Origin of the sequence: Enterocloster citroniae (genome assembly GCF_040545455.1) — a bacterium.
GTDB classification, from domain to species: Bacteria; Bacillota; Clostridia; order Lachnospirales; family Lachnospiraceae; genus Enterocloster; species Enterocloster citroniae.
Genome location: NZ_JBEPLZ010000021.1, coordinates 47052 through 65400, shown reverse-complemented (window position 1 = coordinate 65400; position 18349 = coordinate 47052). Strand labels below are relative to the sequence as shown.

Below are 18349 nucleotides of genomic sequence, written 5' to 3'. Positions count from 1 at the left end.
ATGCCTAAGAAAAAAGAATATGATCACAAACAATGATATAGACCAGGGCGTTTTTACTGCATTCAAGCAACCATATAAAAACGTTAACGTTAAATGGGTCAGCTGGGAAACGCAGCAAAAGCAGCCATTCAATAGTTAATTCCCTTTACAGCCAGTCTCCCCTCGCTGACTCCGAATACAATGTTTGGGATCCCTTCTTTTGTCATGGAAAAACCTGCCATACTGGGTGACATTCCTTCCTCGTCCGCACCTTCTATTGACTCCAGCATTTCCGGCGTAAAAATACGGTCCCGCCCCAATGCGGTCAGCTCCTGCGCGGTATCAATGGAAATGCCGCCGTCTTTGAATCCAATATAAAGGGGATAGGAGGCCAGGGACGCTAATGTGTCCAGGTCCTTTGATGCCACTGCGGCTTTTATCTCTTTTGCAAAATCTGATACATCGGACTTTGGAACAGTGAAATTGTCTTCGTAGGAGCGGATGTCTGAGCCTGACACATGTTCCTCCCCTGCCCCGGCCTGCGGCAGTTCCCCGGTATGGATCTCTGCCGATACCTCAGCCCCTGTCATCTGTCCACAGGCAGTCATTGTCATTCCTGCCATTGTAATATAAAGTCCGCACACCATATTCCTTTTCATGATTTTTATGATCTTCATAAATTTCATAACCTCCATGATCTTATTCTCACCTTTCCACCTCAAACTCCATTGCCCCATAAGCTCCGGGAGCGATCTCATACTTGTCAAACACAATGACCGGATTTCCCTTCTCATTGACATAAAATTTTGTGTTCTCATCAATACCGGAAAATCCCCCCTCATCCTGTGCCCAAAATTCGATCCCCTCCGTTTCCTGCCGTTCCCTCATGGCAGTTTGAATGCTCTCATCCGCTTTTCGGACATACTCGTCTCCCAGAAGCGTCTGAAGGGTGGCAAGCTTTCCGTTCTTCAGATCAATGGAGTAATATCTGGCCTCACTGTAAGCAGAAGTCCAGCTCTCAGTCCCCATGACTGCAAAGGAAAGGTAATCTTCGGTCTGGGATTTGATCTCATACCACACATTGATCTCAATGTTGTGGGCCGCCCACTCTTCCTCGGTTCCCCCTGTCTCCATAAATGCTTTCTTGTATTCCATTGCCCGCTGCTGCGCCTCCTCCCCATAGCGGATGCACAGTTCGTGTATCTCCTGATTCAGGGAATCGTCCAGCCCGTTGGTGTCGGCAGCGATCATTTCCACGCTGGGGATCTTCACCGATATCTTCCAGTCCCCCTCATCCTTTTCATAGGAACGGAAGGTGAGAAGCCGCGCAACGCCTCCAACCACCGGAAGCCGGGCCGCCATATCTGCAAACGCGGTATTGGTGTTCAAAGCTGTGGTAAACACGATTGCCAGCCCGGCAGCCACTCCGGCGCATTTTCCCGCAAGTACCTTTCTTCTGCGGATCCTCACCACTTTTTCCCGTTCCCTCTTCCTGGCCCCGGACTCTTCCACCGCTGCCTGCACCCGTTTAGAAAGTTCCTTTGGAATCTCGGTCTTATCATATTTTTTCTTAGCATCTTCTAACCGGCTCATACCTCCACCTCCTGGATACTCTGCTTTAACTGTTTTAATCCACGGTATAGCTTTGTTTTTACCGTATTCAGATTGGATTTAGTGACATAGGCAATTTCCTTCAGGGACAGTTCCTCAAAATACCGCAGCTTAATAATGGTCTGCACATCCGTTTCCAGACAGTTTAGCTGGTCATAAAGATCATCCTCCGAATCATAGCCGGTTTCGTAATAAGGCACATCCTCATCCATACCATCCTCTGTCAGGGTTTCCCGCTTTCGCTGTTTGATAAGCCCTATGCTCTCATTGACAAGAATGCGGTAAAACCATGTTCTAACGGCATTTTCATCCCGCAGCGCCTGATAATGGTCCAGCGCTTTTAAGACCGCGCTCTGGACAATATCCAGGGCATCCTCCTTGTTGTGGACGTAACTGTAGGCCAGACGGTAAAACTTATCCTGGTTTTCCACAATATAGTCCACGATCCTGTCATATAAATCCTGTCTCATGGGTCATTTCCCTCTCCGTTTTGTAATTTGCTATCTGATCTATAGATTCTTATTTGAGCGAAAAAGTTTCAGGGCAGGATCATCTTTTCTGATTTCCCGCCCTGACTTCAGCCAATCTATATTTTTACATTTTGGTACTCTCATCCGCCAAATATAACGCCTGAATGATCTTCACCCCGTTCTCAATCCCCGTATAGCCGCTGTCAATACACAGATGATAATTGCGGGGATCTCCCCAAACCTGCTCCGTATAATTGAGGAGATAGGACTTTCTCTTTTTGTCCAGCTGCCTGATCAGCCGGTCCGCGTCCGGTTCCGGCACGCCGTATAATTCAACAATACGGCGTTTTCTGTACGCTTCTCTTGCGTAGATGAATACGTGAAGCGCCCCTGGAAGATCCCAGAGGATCTTATTGCCTCCCCGCCCCACGATAATACACGGCGACTCCTCTGCCAGCCTGCGGATGGTTTTGGACTGTTCCAGGAAAATCCGGTCGCTTAAGGTGGTATGCCCGGCTGTCACGGAACCATACATATAGGAAAAGCGGTCCTGCCCCCGCTTTTCGGCATTCTCAAAAAAGTCCCGGTGGATGCCGCTTTGACAGGCCGCCTCCATAAAAAGCTGTTTATCATACAGCGGAATGCCCAGGTTCCCGGAGAGCTGCTCCCCGATTTCCCCGCCTCCGCTTCCATATTGCCGGCTGATGGTTATGACCGTTTTTCTCATGTATTTTCTCCTCTGTATGGGTTGTTTCCACCCGGGGGATTTCCTCCCGGTGATGTTCCGTTCACCGCAGCCGCCATATTCTCCGATGCGGTCCGCTTCATGGGCCTGACAGAGAACAGGCAGACCAGAATAGTCAGTATGTCAGCGGCCGGCTGGGCCAGATAGATGCCCGTCACGCCCAATGCCCGGGGCAGAATCAGGATAAAGGGAACATAGAACAATCCCTGCCTTATCACGGACAGGAACAGTCCGTACCTGGATGCACCGATGGTCTGAAATGTGATGGTCATCATGTAGCAAAGTCCAAAAGCCGGATAGAGCGCCACCTGGGAAATCAGCAGCTTTGCGCCGTAACCAATGACCGCCGGATTTTGGTTGAACAGCATGATCAGCGGCCTAGCCAAAAGTATGTAGACCCCGGCCACCAACACCGTAAGGACCAGGGAAGCCCGCAGGGCAAACCGGACGCACTCATGGAACCGTTCCTCCTTATTGGCGCCAAAGGAAAATGATGCCACGGGCTGATATCCCTGCATAAACCCCATGATCACATAACAGCCGATCAGGATCAGCCGCTGGACCACGCCGTACGCCGCAATGATCAGATCCGCATCCGCCATGGGCTTGGCGGCTATATTGGTCAGTGATGTGGCGACTGCAAGGCAGATCTGAATCACAGCCGTAGGAATCCCGATCACAGTAACCGCTTCTATCAGCCTCCAATGGGGCCTGAAAAATTCCTTTTTGATCTTTATAACAGAGCGTCCGCTCATATAGAACCATCCCAGAATGAAAAATGTAACAAACTGGGAAACCGTGGTGGCAAGGGACGCGCCTCCCACGCCCATCCCAAAGCCCCATTCAAACATGAATATGGGGTCCAGAACAACATTGAGGGCCGCCCCGGTGATCACTGCAACGGATGAGATCTTGACCGAGGATTCCGCCCTGGCCGCACAGTTCATGCTCTGGGCCGGAAGATTGGCAATGGCTGCGATAAACATCCAGAACGCATAGTCCTTTGCCTGGGGCAGCACGGCCTCGGAGGCCCCAAAGGATCGCAGCAGAGGTTCCATGAAAATGATGCCCGCCACACACAGGAAAAATCCAATCCCCACAGAGATCCCCACCACGGATGTAACGGTGCGGTTGGCTCCATTCTTATCCCCCGCTCCCAGCTGGCGTCCTGCCAGCACCGCTGCTCCGGCTGCAAAGATATTCTCCACCGATACCATGATCAGCAGCAGCGGCAAAGTCACTCCCACGGCAGCCAGTGCGATATCCGATCCCAGCATACCGATGTAGGCTGTGTCCACAATGTTATAGACCGCCTTGGCCAGCAGCGCCAGGGTTGCAGGAACCGCCAGCTTTGTGATCGCCCTTGAGGGTTTCAGCTCCCCCAATATGGATTCCTGGGGTTTGTTTTTCTGGGGTTTGTTTTTCTGGGGTTTGTTTTTCTGGGGTTTGTTTTCCCGGGTCATTGCGCCACTTCCTTTCGCTCCACCACACCGTAAAGCAATACGTCCAATGCCCTGCGGCAGTCCTCCTCATGTGTCTTAAAATCAATGTCCTGTTCCCTCATATTCTGGTATCGCACATTCACATAATCCTGGAACTGGACAAAGAGGTCCACCACCTTTTCCCGGGAGATCCCCGGGCGCAGCCTAAGAGGCGCCAGGATCCGCTCCAATATGGAGAGATTCAGGGCGTCAAACTCAGCCTTTTGCTCCCGTACCGCTGCCTCCAGGTGGCGGGGCGGCATGATGACGGACTCACAAAATATCCTCTGGTACATGGGAAATGCCTGAAAGAAATCAAACCTGGCATTAAAATATGCCTGGAGCTGCCGGTGCACCGGCTCATTGTCGAGGATCAGCGCCTCCCGCAAAAATCCCGTCAGCGTTCGGAAACATTCCTCCACACAGGCCAGATACAGCTCATCCTTGGTCTGGAAATAGTGGAAAATAATTCCTTTTGAAAATCCTTCCCCCTCACAGATATGGTTCACCGAACTGCCCCCATATCCCTGTTCCGTAAATTCCTTCAATGCGCTGTCCATAATCCGGCGCTTTGTCTGCTGATTCTTTTCTTCCCGCTTCATGGAACCCATCCTTTCAATTATTGACCTATTGGTCAATTTCTTATAGGATAGCATATATTGACCTGGTGGTCAATATTATTGATTATGAAAAATGTATAAAGCCATTGAAGATGACAAAAGAAAATACGCCTGCGCGGCAAATTACCGCGCAAGCGCATAAACCATCTACTTATATGTGACATCTAACTTCTCACGCTGTACGGAACGGTAAAATCTCACATCCGGATAACCGAGGACCAATGTCATTGCTGCACGTTTCCCCCGGGGTACGCTCATTGCGTTTTTGATTTTGTGTGAAGCATTGGCGGCCATTGTAAAATATCCGCTGTACAGTACGCCAAGTCCATGTGCTTCCGCTACAAATTCCATGTTTTGCGCGGCAAGTATACCGTTTGTTTGATTCTTAGCCAGGATCACGATCACGGCGGGAGCGTTAAAAAAGAAAAAGTGGTCATCTATCTCATGATTCCTTGCCATGGGGTTTAACAGATCCGCCAAGGGCTTTATCTTTTTAAACAGGCTAACCGCCATTTTCTCAATACGGTCCTTTTCCTGATCCAACACGACATAGGACACATCCTGCATATTCTTTGCCGTGTGGGTAAGCCTGCCTGCAATACTGTCTCCGCTTTTTTATTATTTAATACCAAATTATGCGCAACGCACACTTTAACGCACATGCCGCAGCCAACACATTTACTTCCATCCTACAGCATCAGCCGCAAAGCAGGACGGACACCGCCTCTGCACCTGCCCTCATCCAGATTGCCTTTTAAAATATTGTTGCCCTGGATGCCTATATTGCCGTCAGTCCCCCAGATATAGGCCGCTTTTATGCCAACACGGCCAGGTGAGCGGAGCCACCACCACCAGCCCCGTCCATTTTCAAGATGGTGCGCGATCCGCCTGCTGTTATTCATATCTTTTCTTTCAAACCAGTATCTTTGATTTTTTCCGGGGTGATAAAGCTTTGAACTGCTGTCGCCAAAATAGTTGCACGCAGCCTCCTCAAGGCTTAACAAAAAGATTCTGTCCCATGTGTCTGCTCCGCCTTTTGTGCCATACCACTGGTTGTCCATATTTTGATTCAGCATGGAAATGATCCTTGACCGGTCCCTTTCGCTGAACTTATTATAAAATTCCCCGTTAAGATATATTCGCAGGGAGCATTCCTCCCATGTTATATCTTTGTAGACATCATGGTAAGACCGCTCCTCTATCACATATTCAGTTATGATCAATGCAGTATTGTCCTGTACGTCAAGCACGCGCCATTCATAATCTCCAAAGGATATCTTATCTCCTGCCTGCATCCTTACCTCCCATATTTGTTACAATGTAGATTGCTTCTTTATCATTTACCTTTACCATATACGCTTTATCCTGCATGTACAGGTATAATTTTCGGACATTCATATTCAAAATCCGTTGTAAAGGCTGGCCTGTTAAAGCAATGCAGCAGCTCCTCCAGTACCCGTTGATCCGTTACCGGTTCCGGCAGCGTCATCGCCCAAGTCTATCCCTGGATAATTCAACCGTACGCTATTTAAATCTTTACAACTATATCCATATACAATATTAATTATGTTACGAATAAATCCCTCCGATATCCTGTTTATATCTGTATAATTTTTGAAATTACAATATTGAATATAATTACATAAATGACACAAACGTTCTTCCAGATACGCAAATTGCTCCTGCCGCTTCATTTTTCACCATGCTTCCTCTTAAATTCACTTTCCTGCTTCCACGTAGATACATTTTCTGTCTTATTTTACCATACTGAGGAATATGCAACCAGAAAAGTTCACAATATAAATGATAGAAAAGATTGTATACATTAACCTATTACATCCCCTGTAAAAATCTGGTATATTAAATACTGCAATATGGCTGTAGCTTCTGTCGTGAAGGTCATTCACAGAAGCCGCAGTCTTTTTTGTGCTTTCATCTATCCATCATTTATGCATTCAACTAAAACGGAGGTCATTATGAATCAAAACGCAAACCAATATATGGCGGAGGAATCCATCGGAAAACTGATGCTCCGCTTCTCCATCTCCTGTATCATGTCGCTGCTGGTATCCGCCCTGTATAACATTGTGGATCAGATCTTCATCGGCCGCGGGGTGGGATTCCTTGGAAACGGCGCCACCAATGTGGTATTCCCCATCACCATTATCGCTCTTGCCATTTCCCTTCTGGTAGGTGACGGCTGCGCGGCTTACCTGAGCATCTGCCAGGGGCGCATGGACGCGGAAAATGCCCACAAGAGCGTGGGCAACGCCATCGGACTGATCACCGTGTCGGGAATCCTGCTGACACTGGTGTTCGCTCTGTTTCGTGACAGTATCCTCACAGGATTCGGGGCAACGGTAAACAATATAGAATATGCCAGGGAATATTTCTCCTGTCTGATCCTGGGTATTCCCTTTTTTATGTTTGCCAACTCCATGAATTCCATCATCCGTGCGGACGGCAGCCCGCAGTTTGCCATGGGTTCCACCCTGGTCGGCTGCATCATCAACGTGGTCCTCGACCCTGTGGCCATCTTTATCCTGGGATGGGGCATGAAGGGGGCGGCGCTGGCTACCATTGCCGGGCAGATCGTCTCCGCCCTGCTGGCGGTCTACTACCTTACCGGGACCAAATCCTTCCGGCTGAAACCCACAAGCTTTTTGCCAAGTGCAGGGATCCTGAAACATATCCTGCCCCTTGGGATCAGCAGCTTTCTCACCCAGATCTCCATTGTGGTCATCATGGCGGTGATGAACAATGTGCTGGTGCTTTACGGAGCACAGTCAAAATACGGCTCCGACATTCCCCTGACTGTGGTGGGAATTGTAATGAAGGTGTTTCAGATCGTCATCTCCATTGTGGTGGGGATCGCCGCCGGAGCACAGCCCATTGTGGGATATAACTACGGTGCAGGCCTATGGCACCGGGTAAAATGCATTTTCCGTACCATGATGATAGCCGAATTCTGTGTAGGGCTTGTCTCCTTGGTATGCTTTGAAGCATTTCCCATACAGATCATCAGCCTGTTCGGAAGCGAGGATGGTCTTTACAATGAGTTCGCCGTGCTGGCCTTCCGCATTTTCCTCAGCGGAATCGTGCTCTGCTGCCTCCAGAAGGCATGCAGCATTTTCCTCCAGTCCATCGGCAGACCGGCCCTATCCATGGTGCTGTCCCTGCTCCGGGATTTTATCCTGAGTGTGCCCCTCACCCTGCTTTTGCCAAAGCTGTTGGGAGTCACGGGAGCGCTTTACTCCGGGCCCATTGCGGATGTGGCGGCATTTGGCGCAGCGGTGCTGATCATGGGCGTTGTGCTTAAAAAGCTGACGCGGCTGGCTGATGAGAGCGAGGCAGAAAGACACAGAGGAACCAATACCGCTCAGGCAGTACTTTCGGACGTATAAAAAATATCCTAACTGCGGATCAACATAATACGTTTGTTCCGTCTGTTCCAGACAGAGGCCCATCTACCTCCGTCTCCCAAATCTCCTCCTGAACTCGTCCTCATCATTCGCCGGACCACGCCCAAAGCCTCCGCAAAAGGGTCCCTGGGGTCCTTCTCCATGAAACGGCCCTTCCTGTCTCTCACCCCGGGTTGCCCGTTCTCCCCTCGGGGATCCGTCCATTCCCATGCCATGGGCATGATGATGGGAACGTACGCGCTCCCTGGGATTTTGGGCAAGGATATAGTCATGCATTTCCTTCATTCTTTCAAATGTATACTCCTTTGCGTGCTCCGGATCCAGCTGCCCGATGATGGCCTGTTCCAGGCGCTCCAGGTACTGTTTAAACTGTTCCTTCTCTTCCTCGCTAAAGCAGTCAAAGAGCCGTTCCGTGTCGCGGTCATCCAACCCTCCGGCCTGGTCCACGGCCTTTTTTCCTTCTTCCGTCAGTACAATATTCATGCTCCGCCTGTCCTGTTCCGAGGGTACCCGTTTCACATACCCTTTGCTCTCCAGCTTCCGCAGCAGTTCGCTCATGGACTGGGTGCTGATCCCCAAAAGATAGGACAGCTCCCTGTGGCTGATCTCCGGTTTCAGTTTTAAAATCGCCAGTATCCTCCCCTGTCCCTTATACGGACTTCCCATAGGGCCATTTTCCCGTGCTGCTTCTGTCTGGTAACGGTGTAAAAGCATACCTATATGAAAGAAATGCTCTGACAGGTGCTTGTTTTCCTGTTCCATGCCGCTGTGAGCGGTGGTGTTCTGGTTCGCATTATCCTGATTTCCACCATTCTGTTCCGTATTATTCTGTTCCGTATTATTCTGATTCGCATTGTTCTGTTCCATATTATTTTCCTCCATATTGTTTTTCTCCATACTGCGTTCCTCCTCGCTTTTCGCTTTTTTGCCCCGAATCTATTTGTCCTGTATCTTCTCCCTGCCTGTTTTTTGTCTTCTCTCCAACCAGTCCCCCGATACTCACCACCGATTCCTGGCTAAGATAATGTTCCACCCTGCACGCATCATGTTCCGCCACTTTCTCCGGAACCCCGATGCTGCACAGAAACTGTTTGACAGTCTCATAGGAGTGGTTGATCTTTGCCGCAATATCATACCCGGCTTTTGTCAGGTCCACCTGGTGGTTCTCGTGGACTGTGATCAGATCATCCGCTGCCAGTTTGCCAAAGGCAATGGATACACTGGGCTTTTTGACCGACAGGGCCTCTGCCACATCCGTGGCTCGCACATACCCGTTTTTCTCTTTCAGATGCAGAATCGCCTTTAAATAGTCTTCTTTTGAAGCAGTGATATTCATAGCTTACCTCTCCCGCCTGCCATATTAAGGCCTGCCATATTAAGGCCTGTCATACCAAGGGCCTGTCATATCAGGGACCGCTCATATCAGGTCCCCCTCATACCAGGATCTGTTCCATACTGAGCGAAAATGCCGGGCACAGTCCCAATGCCTTAATATCCTCCGAAATGCTGTCCATGCACGTGTTCACCTCCACAGGCGAACAGACCGGATTCACTGTGACCTGAAGGGAAATGATCCTGCTTTCAGGTCCGTAGTCGTGCAGATCCGCCTTTTTCAGGGTCACCATATCCTTTTTACAATCAAATATTGCCTGGATCTGTGCCATCTGCTGCCCTGAGACCCCTTCTCCAAGGAGCAGTACAAAGTGCTCTGCAAATGACTTCAGCCCATCCTTTAAGATCAGCCCGCTGATCACGATCCCCACGACCCCATCCGCTGAAAATCCGGACAGGGAATACAGACAAGCCGATCCCACTGTGAGAAGTGTCATACGGATATCCGCCGCCTCGTTCTGCTCGCAGGCTTTCAGCGCAGATGAATCCAGCTGCTTATTCATATGGCTGGTGTAGAGCGACATGGCGTACTTTACAAGGATGGAAAGTGCCGACACCCCGTAGACCACGGCCGGAAATGAACGGTCCGGCGGATACAGGATCCACAGGATGGACTCCCGAAGCATGGCTGCTCCTGTAAGAATGATGGTGATGGCAATGATAAGCCCCAGGACATATTCACACCTGCCGTGCCCGTATGGATGAAGATAATCTTCCTTCCGTCCCGACATGTGAAATCCCAGTATCACCAGCAGAGAATTCAGAGAATCCATCAGATTGTCAAAACTTTCCGCCAGGACCGCCACATTCCCGCACAGCGTTCCCGCCAGATACTTACATACAAACAGTACAACATTCCCGATGGTGGAAAAAAGACCGACTTTAGCGCCCAGGCTTTCCCTGGAAACCGTTTGTGGTATTGTCTGTTCCATATTGATCAACTCCTCTCAAACACGGATTGCTGAAGCTTTTTTCATCCATGCTCCGGAATCCGTCCACAAAACGCAAAATACATCAGGTACCTGTCATAAATATAGCAGGTACCTGATGTATTGTCAATATGAACGTACGATTTATTTTTTAAAAAATTATTTTTCCTTCTCTCAGCGGACAAGGACGCACGCCCCTTGGCCGCTGAGGATATATTACAGTGATGTTACACATCATGCATATGAAAAACAGAATGCTTGCTTATAAAGATAAACCATCTCCTGATTTAATGATCAAGAGGATCCACCCTACCCGCTGCAAAGCACTCAAAGGAATACCCCATCTCCAACAATGTTTGATCCTCCCCATATTCCGCCACAAATGTGGCGCCCTGGGGAGCATTTCCCGTTCCGATCCCGAACGGTACTGTCAGCTCAGGATAGCCTGCAGCAGCCGGAGCCGTGGTCCCTGAACTGTTTAAAAAGACAAGCCCATCCAGGCGGTCCCGGTCAAACACCGCTGACAAGGCATCATCTGCATTCCGTATGGATCCGTTGATCCGGTCCATATCCGCGTTTTCAATCGTTACCGCTTCCTCCAGCAGATCTTGTCCGTATTTGATATTCCTCTGGGGATTATTCCGGTTAAACACGATCAGTTCTTCCAACGTTTGGATAGGAAAATGATAGGCCTGGGCATAATCTTCAAAATCCTTTTTAAAAGAAAGCGCAATATGGTGAAAGACAATGATCCCGTTCTCATTTAACTCCGGTTCCACCACATGAACTCCCATATCCTGAAGTGTTTTCTTTAACTCATCCAGTTTTTCTTTGTCATTATATTCATATCTTATTAGGCCTATTGTCTTTCCTTTTAAGGCATCCGGCCTATAATCCGGCGAAACCGGGGTGTTGGCCGCGCCATTGTACGCGGTCCCCGCATCCTCCACACACTTGGCAAGGATCCCTGGGGTATCGATTTTTATAATAAGCGGGAAAATGCCTTCTGACGAGATACTTCCTCTGGAAGGTTTGAACCCTACAACCGAGTTCATGGCAGCCGGAGCTATAACAGAGCCGTCCGTTTCCGTTCCAACGGACACCGGAGCCAGATTGCATGTCACCGCAACGGCGCTGCCGCTGCTAGAACCGGAAGCCGACAGCTTTAACGGCCCGAACGGGTTGATCGTCTGCCCTTTATTGCCGCTGTATCCGGCCGGCATAACGCTGGATACATAACCGGAAAACTCTGACAGATTGTTTTTTCCCAGAATCACCGCCCCGTTTTCTTTTAGGGTCTTTACCAATTCTGCATCCTCTGAGGGATAATAATCCGAAAAAGCAGCCGTACCTACGGTGGTTGCCATGTCAGAGGCATTCATGTTATCTTTCAGCATGACCGGTATTCCGTACATACCACGACCTGCCTTTGGGTTATCCTTTCGCTCCCGGTCCCTTTCCCTGGCATCCTCAATGGCACGGGGATTCACTGAAATTACGGAATTATACCCTTTTTCCTTCTGGTCAAGGGTCTGGATCCGATAGAGGCAGATCGCGGTCATTTCTTCATAGCTGATCGTTCCTTTGGCTGCTTCGTCCTGGATTTCCCGGATGCTTTTTTCAAGAATATATGGTTCCTTTTTCCTGATCTCTTCCATCTTCATCCCGTGGAGCTGTTTTTCAATGGAATCCAGCACCCTTTGATTGTTATAAGAGATCCATGCCTCGCCCGGGGGAGCTGCTGCTTTTATATAGATAAACGCTCCTGCCGCCAGAACGATCCCCACACCTGCCGCAGTGATTCCTATTCTTTTTCTTTTATCCGCACCTTTATCCGTACTTTTATTTATGCCTTTACTCATCCATTTCTCCTGGCAAAGCTGTTATTTTCGGATATATCCTTTCACTTAAAACATGGTTTTATTCTTTACCAAACCATGGTTTTATATCCTGTTATTTTACGAATGCCGGCAGCTGCACAGTGCAGCACGGTTATTTTTATAATAACACCCGGATTTGACATTCATGTGACAAAATAAAAAGCTCCATGGACCGATTACCGCTCCATGGGCCAAAATATCTCCCCGTCAATATCCGCTATATCACTCAGAGGGATCCCGGTCCCATCCCACAGGACAAGGAGGTTTTTATATTCGGATAACTGTTTGATGCTGCCTGTGACCGTGGCATAATGCCCTCCTTCCTTTTTCTCATCCGGAACAAAATATGTGACTGAAACAGAAGGGCGCTCTTTTAACTGCCCCTTCAAACATTCTTTAATGATCAGCAGCTTTTGGTCCAAAGTCTCCTTTTCATCCTCATTCAGCTCTATTCTTCTGTCCGTCAGCCGCGCCGTCTCTTTTACTGCGGATTCATATCCCGTCAGGGCCGCAAACGGGGAAAACTGGGCCGCCCGGTCCGAAACCGCCATCTGAGGCCTTGACAGGGAAACATGGCGGGGCAGGTTGATGATATCATCATAGCATTGGGGATCATCCTCTTCTTTGCGTATCATGCCTTGTGACCTCCGATCTGCTTGTTGCGCTTCATGGTTGTAGCGCCCTCCTCCAGGTTCATGCCCTTAAGGATCGCATTTTTCCCAAATTTCTTCTTGATGTCCAGCATTGCTTTCTGCATCCGTTTCTCCCGTTCCTGATCCTGTCGTTCCTGTTCCCTCTGCTTTTCCATTGCCTCATAATCCGTAAACAGATCCAGCTGTTCAAATGTCTCCTGTTCCCGGATACCGCTCTCCTCCTCCACATGGGCCGCGGCAACGCTGACCCGGCGGACCAGCAGGTCCCTGTCCACAATCCGGTCGTACAGCCTCATGGCTGCTTCCATGATCAGCCTGGCGGACGAGGTTTTGCATCCCAGATTCTCTGATCCGTGGGCATGTCCCGGGATCCGGCGTCCATATCGGTCCGTCACAATGGGTCCCTTATACCGGCTGCGTATCTCCGGCCGGGTTAGATTCTCTATATCATAGCCAACCGTAAGCACGATCTGGTCCGTCACCATCCCTTTATCCACCAGGTCCAGGGCCAGAAGATCCGTCATTTCCTGGACGATCAGCCTGGCCTTTTCAAATCCGTACGGGCACAGCAGCACCTGGCCGGAACCCATGCTGCTCTCCTGGGGTTTATATGCCTTGATGTCCGCAATGGTGCACGGTTCCCATCCCCATGCATGGTCAATGAGAAGCTCTGCATTGATCCCAAACAGCTTGTACAGCAGATCCTCATTATAATAATCCCCCTGTCTGCCCAGGGAACATCTTGCAATATCGCCCATGGTATAAAGGCCGTGTTCCTCCAGCTTTTTCGCATATCCCTTTCCCACACGCCAGAAATCCGTAAGGGGCCGGTGGGTCCACAGGATACGCCGGTAGGACAGTTCATCCAGTTCAGCGATCCTGACTCCGTTTTCATCCGGCTCAATGCGCTTTGCCACAATATCCATGGCGATCTTACAAAGGTACAGATTCGTCCCAACCCCGGCCGTGGCCGTAATCCCGGTGGCCTTTAGCACATCCAGGATCATTTTCCTGGCAAGTTCACGTGCCGTGAGGCGGTATGTGCCCAGATAGCTTGTCACATCAATGAAAACCTCATCAATGGAATAGACGTGGATGTCCTCCGGGGCAATATAATTCAGGTAAATGTTGTAGATCTTCGTGCTGTAATCCATATACAGGTTCATGCGGGGCGGCAATATAATCCAGTGATAATGCGGCGTCCGCCTTCAGCTCCCTGTCATCCGCAGAACTTCCGGAAAACACATGGTCCGGGGCCTGTCGCCTCCGTTTGGCATTCACTTCCCTTACCTTTTGGACCACCTCAAATAATCTGGCCCGGCCGGGAATCCCATAAGCTTTTAGGGATGGAGAAACCGCAAGGCAGATGGTCTTCTCCGTTCGGCTGGTATCCGCCACCACCAGATTGGTGGTCAGGGGATCAAGGCCGCGCTCCATACATTCTACCGAAGCGTAGAAGGTTTTTAGATCAATGGCAATATAGGTTCTGCTCTCCGTCAACTGTATCCACTCCTTTTGTCCGTAAACCATAACATCATTTTCACCTCTCGGACAGTAATATTATATCATATTATTCCTCTAATTTTGTACAACATGTAAAGAAAAGGCCGCCGCCCTCACGATTTTTCAACCGCAAAGGCAGCAGCCTCATTAAAACTAAAGCAGTCTTACCGGTCCATGCCTGCTCCCATCATACGTAAGATCCGAAAGGCCTGCTCCCTTCGCATCTCATGGTTATTCCAGGCTTCATGGCTGGCCCTGCACTTTTGCTCCGTGTCCCGGAACCGCTCTTCCAGGGTCACGGTCCGGTCTCCCTTTACCAGCTTATCTGCCAGGTACACGATAGCCGCCTCATTGATCTTCTCCTGTTCCAGGCAATGGTGCTGCCGGATGATCTCTGCAACCGCGGGATAACCTTCCCGCATCAGGATCCTGGTTCCTTCCCGGGCATGGTTCTCCCTGTGCCGCGCGATATCGTGAAGCAGGGATGCACTGCGGATCAATCCCTGGTCCAGGGACACTCCCATCTGTTCCTGGACCTTTCCCAGCACTTCTGCTATGGATGCAACTTTGCAGCAGTGTTTCCTGACCGGCTCCGGGGTCCTGTAATGTTCCAGCATTGCGGCACACTCCTCATCTGTGGGATACAGCCTTGGCATTCTTCCCAGTTCCAGTAGCTGGTAATTAAAGCTGCCGTTCTCAAGCTCCCGCACCGCTATGCGGCTGATCCCTCCGTATGGCTGGAACAGGGCCCGCGATGTCTCCAACGGGCTCCCGGTAATGCCGGCCAGAAAACAGCAGTTGATCCCTGCGTGGGCAACCACCGCCACATCCCCGTCCGTCTCCTTCAGGATCCTGGTGACCGCCCGTTCCATCCTGGATTTCGCCTCGGTTCGTCTCTCCCCTTTTACGGGTTCCTGCTCCAGCGTTTTATCCAGATCCGCCATGGGAACATTTTCCCACTCCCCCATATCAAGCTCCTGGAGGTCCTGGTCGATCCGTACCGGTATTGCCATCCGGTCCGCTCCATTCTCATCCGGTATCCGGCTCCCATCCCGCCCGTCCGTTTTCCATCCCCCCAGGATCCGCGCGGTTTCTATGGAACGCGTAAGCTGGCTGCAATAGATATGTTTCACCGGATGGAGACTAAAATACTCCCTCAAATCTTCTGCCTGGCGTTTTCCCCAATCGTCCAACAGTAAATCGGTCCGCCCAATGCACCTCTTAATTCCGTTGGGAAATCCCACTCTCCCGTGACGTATCAAATAGATTATCCTCATATCAGCTTCCCTCATTTTCATTACCGGTTCCCAATACTCTGTCTGGCATGGTTCCACTGGATCAGATCCCGGTATTCCCTCTGTGTGTCCACATCCTTTAAAATCCCTTCGTCCTTTGTCTCCAGTTCCAATATGACGGCCTTCGTCCGCTTCACAGCTTCCCAAAGACCGCCGTCCCCATTGTCCCCGCAGACCGCCGCGGCAATCCGGCGTTCCATCACCAGGGGATGGCCGGGAATACCGCGGCACACAGGGTATACAACCTCCGCGTCCATGTTTAAAAGACCGGCAATGGTGTCCGGCCTGACAGCCGGAATATCCATGGGCATGACCATGACGCGTCCGCACTCTCTGACAGCTGCCTCCATCCCCAGCTTCACAGAATCAAACATCTGGGTCTCCCTATACCGCTCATTTCTCACAAACCGGACGCCCAGCGGGCGTAAATGCTCCTCCAGCTCATTTGCTCTGAATCCCGTTACCACCACCACAGGGTCCACTCCCAGCTGAAGGAGCGTGGAAACCACTTGACGGGAAATAGTATCCCCGCCAAAGGGAAGCATGGGTTTAAATGCCCCCATCCTCGATGAAAGACCGGCTGCCAGCAATACCGCACCTGTTTGTTTCATCCCTTTATCCCCTTTCCGGGAAATGACTTCCATCCCCCAAGCTTCCCATCCATTAGATCTCCTTGCCCTCCAGTGAACGGACCAGAAGTTTTTTCATTTCATCCGCCTGATCCCGGCCATCACCGGTCAGTATCACTTCCCGGCATACAAGAGCGGCTGCCTGTTCCATTGTCCCGCTGTTTATTTCCTTCCCCCGAAGAAATGCTTCGGTCTCGATCATGCGCACCGGCACAGGTGCGATCCCGCTGTATACGATCCGTGCATCCCTGATCTTCCCGTGCTGCACAAGATATGCAAACGCCACGCCGGACCCATGACCAAATTCCAGATATCCGCTGGTGTAATCCCCAGATTTTGGAATTTCAAACGCCTGAATCACCTCTCCAGGTTCCAGCTGCCCGGCCGGATCGGTCACACTGAAAAAATCCAGCGCCCGCCGGCTCCTTTTATTCGTCCTTATCTGCGCATCCAGGGCGGTCAGGATCGCCCGGGTACAGGATCTGTTCACTCCGTAGCATCCGCAGTTCAGACACCGGACAGCTTCCGTGCTGACCGCTTCCCAGTCTGTACCGCAGTCTGTACCATAGTCTGTACCGCAATCCCTATCCCCCAGCCCGGATGATATAGGGGCTATCCGTTGGTCCATCCTTCCGGCAAATGCTTCCCAATCAAAACCAATAAATGTTTTTCCAGGTTTCATATATGATTTAAGGCCAAAGTCCAGATTGATCCGGTTGGCGGTCTCATAGCCTCTGCGCACCTCCCTCAGGAATTCCGGCGCGCTGCAAGACATGTACGCCCCCTCTGCCAGACGGTCAAATTCATTCTCATCCCATTCCCCGCTGTCCGCGCCGAACCGGAATACAACCCCCATGCCGGACAGCGCCCGGATATATCCGCTAAATTCCGTTTCCGGGAAATCAGGAATCATTTTCTTAAGTTCCTTTGTGAGTTCTTCCTCTGACCGCTGTTCAAACACCCATACGCGGTTTCCAAGCTTTCGCAGATAGAAAGCGGCAGCTGCCCCGGCCGGACCGCATCCTTTGACGGCGATCCGCTTCCCGCTGTCACCGGATGGAACGGCGTAAAATATCTCAGGATGGGCCGCGATATCATCCCCCATCGCCTGAAAGACCCCGCTGATCCCCACGCTCCGGTCATGCTTTGAACGGATACAGGCAGCCTCACATTGTCCGCACATCCGGCAGGTAACAGACGGCATGGGATTATACTTCATGATGATCCTCCGGGCCTCCAGACCGTCTTTGTCCCGCAGCTGCTCCAGTACGGCCGGTATCTCCATGCCAACCGGGCAGGCGGATACACAGGATGTTGTTCCAACCGCCTTGCCTCCCATCACGGAAAAGGCGCATCCCTTTTCCCAGAGGGCATGGCACTCCGTACCGCCTTCTTTGATACAGGGCACTGCGCTTCCTGTGAAACCACAGTTAACATTCTGAAAAATTTCATCACATATGGTTGGTGCCTTTACACCGGTGTCTTTGTCCTCCGATGTTTCCATCGCTGTATCCACCGCTGTGTCCTCCAATGCTTCCTTCCCTCTGCCGGTCAGCATCACCGCAGCGTCAAACAGCGGTTTCGCCTCCCGTTTCAGCAATTCTGATTCAGCCATGACGGAAAGCGTTACCCCTGCTCCAACCGTTATGATATCCTCATTTTCAGAAATGCAGCAGTTTAATGTCTGTTCCATAAACAACGCCTCCCCCATATTTCCACTTGCCACTTACAATATCCGGT

At 50.6% G+C, this 18349-nt stretch carries 17 protein-coding genes and 2 pseudogenes; 1 reads left to right on the top strand and 18 read right to left on the bottom strand.

What is annotated here, in order from left to right; genetic code table 11:
• Positions 1-128: 128 nt before the first annotated feature.
• The 9 genes and pseudogenes from ABID13_RS21500 to ABID13_RS21460 all read right to left on the bottom strand — a co-directional run bounded on the left by ABID13_RS21500 (position 129) and on the right by ABID13_RS21460 (position 6600).
• A complete protein-coding gene (locus ABID13_RS21500) occupies positions 129-656 on the bottom strand; it encodes a hypothetical protein (RefSeq protein ID WP_156200110.1) in 528 nt (175 codons plus the stop codon).
• A 28-nt stretch (positions 657-684) separates the two neighbouring features.
• Positions 685-1572 carry a DUF3298 and DUF4163 domain-containing protein gene (locus ABID13_RS21495; protein ID WP_048930281.1) on the bottom strand — a complete coding sequence of 296 codons (888 nt, stop codon included), beginning with the start codon at positions 1570-1572 and terminating at the stop codon, positions 685-687.
• The gene (locus ABID13_RS21490) at positions 1569-2060 is read right to left on the bottom strand and encodes a sigma-70 family RNA polymerase sigma factor (protein ID WP_007859242.1); all 492 of its coding nucleotides are present in this window, start codon (positions 2058-2060) and stop codon (positions 1569-1571) included. Before ABID13_RS21490 ends, ABID13_RS21495 begins: the two co-directional genes overlap by 4 nt.
• A 124-nt stretch (positions 2061-2184) precedes the next feature.
• Positions 2185-2787: a cytidylate kinase-like family protein gene (locus ABID13_RS21485; RefSeq protein ID WP_045093985.1), complete on the bottom strand. Its 603-nt coding sequence runs from the start codon at positions 2785-2787 to the stop codon at positions 2185-2187.
• The gene (locus tag ABID13_RS21480) at positions 2784-4268 is read right to left on the bottom strand and encodes an MATE family efflux transporter (RefSeq protein WP_048930282.1); all 1485 of its coding nucleotides are present in this window, start codon (positions 4266-4268) and stop codon (positions 2784-2786) included. Before ABID13_RS21480 ends, ABID13_RS21485 begins: the two co-directional genes overlap by 4 nt.
• Complete coding sequence (locus tag ABID13_RS21475) at positions 4265-4888, bottom strand: TetR/AcrR family transcriptional regulator (protein ID WP_040414939.1); 624 nt, start codon at positions 4886-4888, stop codon at positions 4265-4267. The genes ABID13_RS21480 and ABID13_RS21475 overlap by 4 nt, the downstream gene beginning before the upstream one ends.
• A 165-nt stretch (positions 4889-5053) precedes the next feature.
• Positions 5054-5568 (bottom strand): annotated as a pseudogene (locus ABID13_RS21470) (nitroreductase family protein).
• 27 nt (positions 5569-5595) lie between these two features.
• Entirely contained in the window at positions 5596-6201 is a 606-nt protein-coding gene (locus tag ABID13_RS21465; RefSeq protein WP_048930283.1) for a DUF6273 domain-containing protein, read from the bottom strand.
• A gap of 132 nt (positions 6202-6333) precedes the next feature.
• Entirely contained in the window at positions 6334-6600 is a 267-nt protein-coding gene (locus tag ABID13_RS21460) for an SMEK domain-containing protein (protein WP_048930284.1), read from the bottom strand.
• 282 nt (positions 6601-6882) lie between these two features.
• Here ABID13_RS21460 and ABID13_RS21455 point away from each other — a divergent pair, with 282 nt between their 5' ends.
• Positions 6883-8310 (top strand): MATE family efflux transporter, encoded by a 1428-nt coding sequence (locus ABID13_RS21455; protein WP_048930285.1) that lies wholly within the window; start codon positions 6883-6885, stop codon positions 8308-8310.
• Positions 8311-8373: 63 nt separating this feature from the next.
• On the opposite strand, the gene ABID13_RS21450 is transcribed toward ABID13_RS21455, so the two are convergent.
• From ABID13_RS21450 to ABID13_RS21410, 9 genes and pseudogenes are all read right to left on the bottom strand, one after another.
• Positions 8374-9225 carry a MarR family winged helix-turn-helix transcriptional regulator gene (locus tag ABID13_RS21450; protein WP_048930286.1) on the bottom strand — a complete coding sequence of 284 codons (852 nt, stop codon included), beginning with the start codon at positions 9223-9225 and terminating at the stop codon, positions 8374-8376.
• Positions 9197-9664 carry a metal-dependent transcriptional regulator gene (locus ABID13_RS21445; RefSeq protein ID WP_048930287.1) on the bottom strand — a complete coding sequence of 156 codons (468 nt, stop codon included), beginning with the start codon at positions 9662-9664 and terminating at the stop codon, positions 9197-9199. Before ABID13_RS21445 ends, ABID13_RS21450 begins: the two co-directional genes overlap by 29 nt.
• A gap of 97 nt (positions 9665-9761) precedes the next feature.
• Positions 9762-10652, bottom strand: a complete 891-nt coding sequence (locus ABID13_RS21440; protein ID WP_048930288.1) for a cation diffusion facilitator family transporter — start codon at positions 10650-10652, stop codon at positions 9762-9764.
• A gap of 284 nt (positions 10653-10936) precedes the next feature.
• On the bottom strand, positions 10937-12511 hold the full coding sequence (locus tag ABID13_RS21435; RefSeq protein WP_048930289.1) for an amidase family protein: 1575 nt from the start codon (positions 12509-12511) through the stop codon (positions 10937-10939).
• A gap of 194 nt (positions 12512-12705) precedes the next feature.
• Positions 12706-13164, bottom strand: coding sequence for a hypothetical protein (locus tag ABID13_RS21430; RefSeq protein ID WP_048930290.1), 459 nt, complete (start codon positions 13162-13164; stop codon positions 12706-12708).
• Positions 13161-14712 (bottom strand): annotated as a pseudogene (locus ABID13_RS21425) (Y-family DNA polymerase). The gene ABID13_RS21430 and the pseudogene ABID13_RS21425 overlap by 4 nt, the downstream one beginning before the upstream one ends.
• Positions 14713-14849: 137 nt before the next feature.
• Positions 14850-15962, bottom strand: coding sequence for a histidine phosphatase family protein (locus ABID13_RS21420; RefSeq protein ID WP_048930291.1), 1113 nt, complete (start codon positions 15960-15962; stop codon positions 14850-14852).
• A gap of 20 nt (positions 15963-15982) precedes the next feature.
• Complete coding sequence (locus ABID13_RS21415; RefSeq protein ID WP_040415491.1) at positions 15983-16591, bottom strand: nucleotidyltransferase family protein; 609 nt, start codon at positions 16589-16591, stop codon at positions 15983-15985.
• Between the two features lie 52 nt (positions 16592-16643).
• Positions 16644-18302: a hypothetical protein gene (locus tag ABID13_RS21410; protein WP_048930292.1), complete on the bottom strand. Its 1659-nt coding sequence runs from the start codon at positions 18300-18302 to the stop codon at positions 16644-16646.
• Positions 18303-18349 lie beyond the last annotated feature (47 nt).

Excerpts from the sequence above, each read along its gene's own strand:
- ABID13_RS21500 (WP_156200110.1), bottom strand. The coding sequence starts at position 656 with ATGAAGATCATAAAAATCATGAAAAGGAATATGGTGTGCGGACTTTAT.
- ABID13_RS21495 (WP_048930281.1), bottom strand. The coding sequence starts at position 1,572 with ATGAGCCGGTTAGAAGATGCTAAGAAAAAATATGATAAGACCGAGATT.
- ABID13_RS21490 (WP_007859242.1), bottom strand. The coding sequence starts at position 2,060 with ATGAGACAGGATTTATATGACAGGATCGTGGACTATATTGTGGAAAAC.
- ABID13_RS21485 (WP_045093985.1), bottom strand. The coding sequence starts at position 2,787 with ATGAGAAAAACGGTCATAACCATCAGCCGGCAATATGGAAGCGGAGGC.
- ABID13_RS21480 (WP_048930282.1), bottom strand. The coding sequence starts at position 4,268 with ATGACCCGGGAAAACAAACCCCAGAAAAACAAACCCCAGAAAAACAAA.
- ABID13_RS21475 (WP_040414939.1), bottom strand. The coding sequence starts at position 4,888 with ATGAAGCGGGAAGAAAAGAATCAGCAGACAAAGCGCCGGATTATGGAC.
- ABID13_RS21465 (WP_048930283.1), bottom strand. The coding sequence starts at position 6,201 with ATGCAGGCAGGAGATAAGATATCCTTTGGAGATTATGAATGGCGCGTG.
- ABID13_RS21460 (WP_048930284.1), bottom strand. The coding sequence starts at position 6,600 with ATGAAGCGGCAGGAGCAATTTGCGTATCTGGAAGAACGTTTGTGTCAT.
- ABID13_RS21455 (WP_048930285.1), top strand. The coding sequence starts at position 6,883 with ATGAATCAAAACGCAAACCAATATATGGCGGAGGAATCCATCGGAAAA.
- ABID13_RS21450 (WP_048930286.1), bottom strand. The coding sequence starts at position 9,225 with ATGGAGAAAAACAATATGGAGGAAAATAATATGGAACAGAACAATGCG.
- ABID13_RS21445 (WP_048930287.1), bottom strand. The coding sequence starts at position 9,664 with ATGAATATCACTGCTTCAAAAGAAGACTATTTAAAGGCGATTCTGCAT.
- ABID13_RS21440 (WP_048930288.1), bottom strand. The coding sequence starts at position 10,652 with ATGGAACAGACAATACCACAAACGGTTTCCAGGGAAAGCCTGGGCGCT.
- ABID13_RS21435 (WP_048930289.1), bottom strand. The coding sequence starts at position 12,511 with ATGAGTAAAGGCATAAATAAAAGTACGGATAAAGGTGCGGATAAAAGA.
- ABID13_RS21430 (WP_048930290.1), bottom strand. The coding sequence starts at position 13,164 with ATGATACGCAAAGAAGAGGATGATCCCCAATGCTATGATGATATCATC.
- ABID13_RS21420 (WP_048930291.1), bottom strand. The coding sequence starts at position 15,962 with ATGAGGATAATCTATTTGATACGTCACGGGAGAGTGGGATTTCCCAAC.
- ABID13_RS21415 (WP_040415491.1), bottom strand. The coding sequence starts at position 16,591 with ATGAAACAAACAGGTGCGGTATTGCTGGCAGCCGGTCTTTCATCGAGG.
- ABID13_RS21410 (WP_048930292.1), bottom strand. The coding sequence starts at position 18,302 with ATGGAACAGACATTAAACTGCTGCATTTCTGAAAATGAGGATATCATA.